We start from the raw sequence: 6,790 nt of genomic DNA on the forward strand, positions 1-6,790 counted from the left end.
ATCATGACACCGAACCCAGCCTTTTCCATGGACGATTTTGCCAAAGCTCTTGATCAATACGATTATCAATTTGAAAAAGGGCAAATCGTGCGCGGGAGAGTCGATCAACACACCTCCGATGGAGCATTCATCGATATTGGCGGCAAATCCTCCGCTTTTATTCCTTTAAGGGAAATTTCCCTCGAAAATGTTATTTCTATTGCTGAAGCTTTACCCATAGGTGCAGAATTCGATTTTCTGATTACCCGTGGACAGGACGCGGAAGGACAAGTTACCCTGTCTCTGCGGCAATTATTACTACAAAAAGCTTGGGAAAATGTCAGGGAAATCTCTGAAAGTGGCAAGTCGGTACAGCTGCGCGTCACGGGGGTGAATAAGGGGGGAGTGACGGGAGAAGTGGAAGGATTAAAAGGATTTATCCCTCGCTCCCATTTAATCGAAAAAAATGATTTAGATTCCCTGATCGGACAACTTTTAACCGCAACTTTTATTCAAATCGATCAAGAAAATAATAAATTAGTTTTATCTCAGCGAGAAATTGCTCGCGCTAACGCTATCAGTCAATTAGCTGTGGGTAAATTATTAAGTGGCACTGTGGTTAAATTACAACCCTACGGTGTCTTTGTCGATTGCGGTGGAGTGACGGGATTACTCCATGCTAAACAGGTGACAGGAGCCTCTTTTAATTCTCCCATGACTTTCTTTAAAGTTGGTCAAGCAATTCAAGTGGTAGTCGCGGAAATTGACGAATATAAAAACCGCATTTCCCTATCCACAAAAATCCTCGAAGCACACCCCGGCGAAATTCTCGAAAACTTTGCAGAAGTCATGGAAACAGCAGCAGAAAGATTAAAACAAGCTCAGGGAAAAACCCCAGAAACTTAGTGTAGGGTGGGTTAGGCGACAATAATTTAGATACTTTACCACCTATTTAGTATTCGCCGTAACCCACCATCAGTTATCAGTTATCAGTTATCAGTTATCAGATGTGAGTTTTAAGTGGACAGTCTTAAGTAGGAAATTGCCGTTTTCTTTTCGCTGATTGCTGTTTTTTACTTTTTCCTTGATCAAGATGTTTCAAGAAAAGATGTTTCAAGATCGGATAGCAATTTTAGGGACTATGCACAGAAAAGAGCGGGTGATTGCACCGATTTTAGCGCAAGAAATAGGTCTTAAGGTGATTGTACCCGATAATTTTGATACCGATCGCTTTGGCACTTTTACCCGGGATATTAAGCGCATCGGGACACAAATTGAAACCGCTCGCAGGAAGGCACAACAAGCGATCGAGCTTTCGGGATACGATATCGGAATTGCTAGTGAGGGTAGTTTTTATCCCTATCCTAACTTGCCGTTAGTTTCCTGTAATCGTGAATTGATTTTATTGCTCGATCGAGTCCATAATCTAGAAATAATTGGTCAAGCAATAGTCACGGAAACTAATCACGCTCACCAAACTGTCACTAATCTAGCAGCTGCTTTAGAATTTGCCGAAAAAATTGGCTTTCCTAGTCATGGTTTAGTGGTGATGTTTGATAAAAATTCTCTCGACTCTGAGCATATTTTTAAGGGAATTACTGACCAGAAAAATTTCGTTAAAATTGTTGAAGATATTCTTGACAAAAACGGCAAAGTACACCTAGAAACCGATATGCGCGCTATGCACAATCCCACGCGGATGAAAGCAATTGCAGCTGCGACAGCAAATCTTGTTCAAAAACTTAATCAATTATGCCCTAATTGTGGTTGTCCGGGGTTTGATATTATCGAAAGAACATCGGGTTTACCCTGTGGTTTATGTCACTTTCCCACCTCTTTAATTAAACTGGAACTATACGGTTGTCAAAGGTGTGATTATCGAGAGGAAAAACTCTTTCCCAATGGTGAAAAAACCGCCGATCCGATGTATTGTGAATATTGTAATCCCTAAAGATAGCTTTTCTATGGAAAGAATTTTAGAACCAGAAGTAATGGATGATCGGGAAGAAGCGATCGAATATGATGCCATGGACTTCACGGAAGTTAATACTAATTTCGCCAAAGAAGCCGTACAATTAGCCGGTATTAATGCTAGGGTCTTAGATGTAGGAACTGGTACTGCACGCATTCCGATTATACTCAGTCAACTACGTCCCCAATGGCAAATTATCGCTATTGATCTGGCCGATTCTATGTTAGAAATTGGTCAAAAAAATATCCTTAATGCTAACTGTCAAGAACAGATCAAATTGGAGAAAGTTGATGGAAAAAATCTTCCCTACCAATCCGAGCAATTTGATTTAGTTATTTCTAATAGTTTAATCCATCATCTCGAAAATCCTCTGCCTTTTTTACGCGAAATTAAGCGAGTTTTAAAACCGAATGGCGGCATTTTTTTAAGAGATTTATTCCGTCCCGATTCCGAGGAAATAATCCAGGGGATGGTGAGGGAAATCGATCCTAATTTTTCTCCCCGACAAGCGCAGCTATTTAAAGATTCTCTCCATGCAGCTTTTACCCTAGCAGAAATCGCCGATTTAATCCAGCAGTCGGGATTAAAAAATGTTAAAATTTATCAGTCTTCTAATCGTCATTGGACAGCCATAAAAACCAGTAAAAACTAATCACTAAATCAGGGAAAAATTGAGTTATGAAAGTTGGATTTTTGGGAACAGGATTAATGGGAACGCCAATGGTAGAAAGATTATTAAATCAGAAAATTTCTGTTATTGCCTATAATCGCACCTTAGAAAAATTAGCACCTTTACAGCAGTTGGGAGCCAAAACAGTTAACTCTCCTGAACAAGTCATTCAAGAGGCAGATTGTCTGATTTTAATGTTAACTAATGCCGCCGCTATCCAAGAGGTTTTAGGATTAAATTACGATCAATCTAACTTCAATAATCGGACTATTATCCAGATGGGAACCATTGCCCCTTCTGAAAGTAAACAACTGCGAGATCAAATTGTGGCTAAAGGGGGAGAATATCTAGAAGCACCCGTGTTAGGAAGTATTCCCGAAGCTAAAAAGGGGACTCTCTTAGTTATGGTGGGAGCAACGGAGAAACAGTTCCATCAATGGTCAAATTTATTAGCACATTTTGGTCAAGAACCGATGTTAATCGGGGAAGTGGGAACCGCTGCGGCATTAAAATTAGCTTTAAATCAATTAATTGCCACTCTAACCAGTGCTTTTGCTTTGAGTTTAGCTTTTTTATCCCAGCAAGGAGTAGATCTAGAAAAATTCATGACTATCCTGCGTCAAAGTGCCTTATATGCGCCTACTTTTGACAAAAAATTAACCAGAATGTTAGAGAAAAATTATGCTAACCCTAACTTTCCCACTAAACATTTACTCAAAGATGTCAATCTCTTTTTAGAGGAATCGGAGAAGTTAGATTTAACCACTTTTCCCCTAACAGGAGTAGAGCGTCTTCTGGAAAAAGCTTTAGCAATGGGATTAGCAGAGGAAGATTATTCAGCTTTATATGAGGCGCTGAAAAAAGAATTATAAACCGCTTACCCACATCAAAAAGACTCTCTTTGGTTTGTGTAGGAAGAAAAACCGATAAAAGGCTTTAAATTTTCCTTAAGCTTTGTTGAGGTGGACAGAAGAGGGGGTTAGAGTGGGAAGTGATGGAATTTTGGGCATATTTTCCTATGACGTTGACTGAATTTGGATTATTAGCGGGTTTACTTGTCCCCGGTATCCTGCTCTCGATTTTGGTGATGGTGAGTTTTGCCAAAGGGGGTTAAAAACTGATAGAGACACCGATGAAAGTGTCTCTATCTTTTTGGGGTGAGGATTAATCTATTTTTGGTTTTTTGCCCAATTTAATTGATTCTGTAGCTAACAAAATTGATTCTAAATGATGGCGCTTCTCCACTTGACCGAGGAAATAACCTGTCATCATCGCTGAAGCGAGAAGATTCGCCAAATTCTCGCGGTCAGTGGTAATTTGTACCGCAAAATCCTCTGAGGGCAACATTCCCACCAATCCCCTGACGTTTTGCGAGATAATATCTTTAATTTCGCTACTGACGGATTGGGCTATTCTGTCAAGGGTTTCAGGATGCTGCTGCTGGAGATACTGCATCAGACAGTTATCATTTTGTTCTTCGGTTTCCCAGGGAAAAAAATCAGGATTAAAAGTCATCAGAACTTCCACGCTGTAGTGGTTATTGGATCTAGGTTAACAAATCGCTCTTCTTGATTGCCCGAAGTCCCCCCTATCTTCTTCAAGTTTAGCTCAGTGATCAGAAATATTTACCCTTAATATACCCTCTCCCTCCTTATTCCTGATCGGTAGCTTCTAGAATACCCTGTTCCCTAAGATTGTCAACCTCGAAATATTGATGAAATTTATCGGTTACTTCTAACCAATAGGATCTACCTTCATTTTGCTTGCGTTTTCTCACAAATCCTCGTTCTACCAAGTCCTGAACCTGTTGATAGGCCGTACTGCCCCGCAAATTAATTAAATCCGCTTGCAAAATCGGTTCTTTCAGTGCGATCGCTGCTAAAGTACGGAGGGTTCCTGTGCCTAATTCGGCCGGGATCAGGTCTTCGATCAAATTCTGATAAGCTGACCGCAATTGTAAACTATAACCGAGGGGGGTTTCTACCACTTCCAAGGCACTATCCCGGTGGGCATAATCGGACATTAACTCGATCATAGCATCTTCCACCGTCAAGCGATCGCTGTTGGTTAATGTCACCATCTCGGTTAAGGGGACAGGCTGCCCTTTTAGGTAAAGTATCGCTTCTAGACGGGTAGCTAGTCTGATCTCTTGGTGGGCTTCCGCGCTCAATCTCGACTACCTAAGTTTAGACACTAAGCTAATATTCTACTAGAAAACGAACGAGAAAATTATGGAAACTTTTTGGAGTCAGGTTTTAGACTTTTGTTATCAGGCTACCGAGCAGGTGGGCGATCGCCTAGTAGCTGATTTTGGCAAATTACAGGCCACCAATAAAGCAGATGGGACTTTAGTGACGGCTGCCGACCGTTGGTCCGATGGCGAATTGCGATCATTAATTGCCCGCACTTTCCAGGATCATGGAGTCTTAACCGAGGAAACTACCCATATTTTCCCGGATCAAGAATGGTGTTGGGTAGTGGATCCAATCGACGGCACGACTAATTTTACTCGCGGTATTCCCATCTGGGGCATTTCCCTAGGACTTCTCTACCGGGGGACTCCCGTGTTCGGATTTGTTTATCTCCCCTGCCTGAAACAGTCCTATTATGGTTATTGGTACGGTGAGACGGGTTTAACCGGTCCAGAGGGGGCCTACTGCAACGGTCAACCGATTCACACCAGTGACGATTTTCCCAGCAAAAATCATCTGTTTAATCTCTGCGCTCGTAGTACAGGTGTATTTAAAAACCCCTTTCCCTGCAAAGTGCGGATGATAGGAGTGGCTAGTTATAATCTGCTTTTGGTTGCCGATGGCACTGTCTTGGGAGGAGTGGAAGCAACCCCGAAAGTCTGGGATATTGCTGCGGTTTGGGCAATTCTACAGGCCGCCGGCGGGGTATTTATCTCTTTAGGAGAAAAGATTTTTCCCTTACAGGTGGGGGAAAATTATAGCGATCGATCCTATCCCTGTTTAGCCGTGGCTCGATCGAATTTAGCGCCAGTTTTCTTGCCTTTAGTCGGTTTTCTCAAGGATGTTGCTTGAATGGAGAATTGCTCAGGTTAGAATAGCTGCATTTATTGGTTTTATCTCTATTTAGGGCTTGCTGAATAAATCTAAAAACCTTGTTGGATAATATCTTTAAGCTTGTTTGAAATCAAAAACTGCCAGCCCTTGGAGTGATCAGGGGGGAAATTTAGGCACTTTTTGCCTGAAAATTAGGTAATTGACCCCCTGAAAATCGGTAAAACCCTACACTCCACACCCTACACCCCACACCCTGCCCCCACGAATTTATTTCATGAGTTTTGATACTTCCTCTCTCAGCGAACGCAACGATAAAGCCGAAGTCTATCAGCCGGTAATTATTCGCCTCGAAAATGTGTCTAAAATCTACGGCAGTGGCGAAACCATAGTTAAAGCCCTCAATAACATCAATTTAAGCCTAAAAAAAGGGGAATATTGCGCTATTATGGGGGCTTCAGGTTCGGGAAAATCCACAGCCATGAATATTATCGGCTGTCTTGATCGTCCCACCTCGGGGTCTTATTATCTAGAAAATCTGGACGTTTCCACGCTGCCGGATGGGGATTTAGCTCAGATTCGCAATCGCAAAATCGGCTTTGTTTTCCAGCAATTCCATCTTTTACCCCAGATGAGTGCGCTAGAAAATGTCATGTTACCGATGATTTATGGTGGGGTTCCTCCCCAAGAAAGAAAGGAAAGAGCGATTGCTGCTTTAACGAGGGTGAAATTGGATAATCGACTGCACAATAAACCCAATCAATTATCGGGGGGACAACAGCAGCGCGTTGCTATTGCTAGGGCAATTGTCAATCAACCCATATTATTACTTGCTGATGAACCGACGGGGGCGCTAGACTCGAAAACTACCCAAGAGGTGATGGCTATTTTCTCGGAATTGAATAACAGTGGCATTACTATCGTCATGGTAACTCACGAGGCTGATGTGGCGCGTCACTCTCAGCGCATTATTTGGTTTAAGGATGGTGAAGTGGTTTATCCTAATCTCGCACCGACGGATTTACCTATAATGTCGGCTTGAAGGCTCTCGGTTTCACCTCGGAGATGAAAAGTTCCGCCAGCATAGAACAGCGAAGCACGACTAAGAATAACTCTAATCTATAGTTGCCAATTTAATTTTAGTAT

At 42.1% G+C, this 6,790-nt stretch carries 8 protein-coding genes; 6 read left to right on the forward strand and 2 right to left on the reverse strand.

Annotated elements, in window-relative coordinates; genetic code table 11:
- The first annotated feature begins 27 nt into the window (after positions 1 to 27).
- The 4 genes from H6G40_RS17485 to H6G40_RS17500 all read left to right on the forward strand — a co-directional run bounded on the left by H6G40_RS17485 (position 28) and on the right by H6G40_RS17500 (position 3,493).
- Positions 28 to 885 (forward strand): S1 RNA-binding domain-containing protein, encoded by an 858-nt coding sequence (locus H6G40_RS17485; RefSeq protein ID WP_002737055.1) that lies wholly within the window; start codon positions 28 to 30, stop codon positions 883 to 885.
- 187 nt (positions 886 to 1,072) lie between these two features.
- Positions 1,073 to 1,930 carry a DUF6671 family protein gene (locus H6G40_RS17490; RefSeq protein ID WP_190538063.1) on the forward strand — a complete coding sequence of 286 codons (858 nt, stop codon included), beginning with the start codon at positions 1,073 to 1,075 and terminating at the stop codon, positions 1,928 to 1,930.
- A gap of 13 nt (positions 1,931 to 1,943) precedes the next feature.
- Complete coding sequence (locus tag H6G40_RS17495; RefSeq protein ID WP_184891202.1) at positions 1,944 to 2,603, forward strand: class I SAM-dependent methyltransferase; 660 nt, start codon at positions 1,944 to 1,946, stop codon at positions 2,601 to 2,603.
- Between the two features lie 26 nt (positions 2,604 to 2,629).
- Positions 2,630 to 3,493, forward strand: coding sequence for an NAD(P)-dependent oxidoreductase (locus H6G40_RS17500; RefSeq protein WP_190538065.1), 864 nt, complete (start codon positions 2,630 to 2,632; stop codon positions 3,491 to 3,493).
- A 292-nt stretch (positions 3,494 to 3,785) separates the two neighbouring features.
- Here the strand turns inward: H6G40_RS17500 and H6G40_RS17505 are convergent, their stop codons facing one another.
- Together H6G40_RS17505 and scpB are read right to left on the reverse strand one after the other, a co-directional pair.
- Positions 3,786 to 4,136 (reverse strand): DUF760 domain-containing protein, encoded by a 351-nt coding sequence (locus tag H6G40_RS17505; protein WP_069475462.1) that lies wholly within the window; start codon positions 4,134 to 4,136, stop codon positions 3,786 to 3,788.
- Between the two features lie 136 nt (positions 4,137 to 4,272).
- The gene (gene scpB, locus H6G40_RS17510; protein WP_002737651.1) at positions 4,273 to 4,791 is read right to left on the reverse strand and encodes an SMC-Scp complex subunit ScpB; all 519 of its coding nucleotides are present in this window, start codon (positions 4,789 to 4,791) and stop codon (positions 4,273 to 4,275) included.
- A 61-nt stretch (positions 4,792 to 4,852) separates the two neighbouring features.
- On the opposite strand from scpB, the gene H6G40_RS17515 reads away from it, so the two are divergent.
- Together H6G40_RS17515 and H6G40_RS17520 are read left to right on the forward strand one after the other, a co-directional pair.
- The gene (locus H6G40_RS17515) at positions 4,853 to 5,665 is read left to right on the forward strand and encodes an inositol monophosphatase family protein (RefSeq protein WP_069475447.1); all 813 of its coding nucleotides are present in this window, start codon (positions 4,853 to 4,855) and stop codon (positions 5,663 to 5,665) included.
- Positions 5,666 to 5,921: 256 nt separating this feature from the next.
- Positions 5,922 to 6,686: an ABC transporter ATP-binding protein gene (locus H6G40_RS17520; RefSeq protein ID WP_069475448.1), complete on the forward strand. Its 765-nt coding sequence runs from the start codon at positions 5,922 to 5,924 to the stop codon at positions 6,684 to 6,686.
- Positions 6,687 to 6,790 lie beyond the last annotated feature (104 nt).

Source organism: Microcystis viridis FACHB-1342, from assembly GCF_014698335.1.
GTDB classification, from domain to species: domain Bacteria; phylum Cyanobacteriota; class Cyanobacteriia; order Cyanobacteriales; family Microcystaceae; genus Microcystis; species Microcystis ichthyoblabe_A.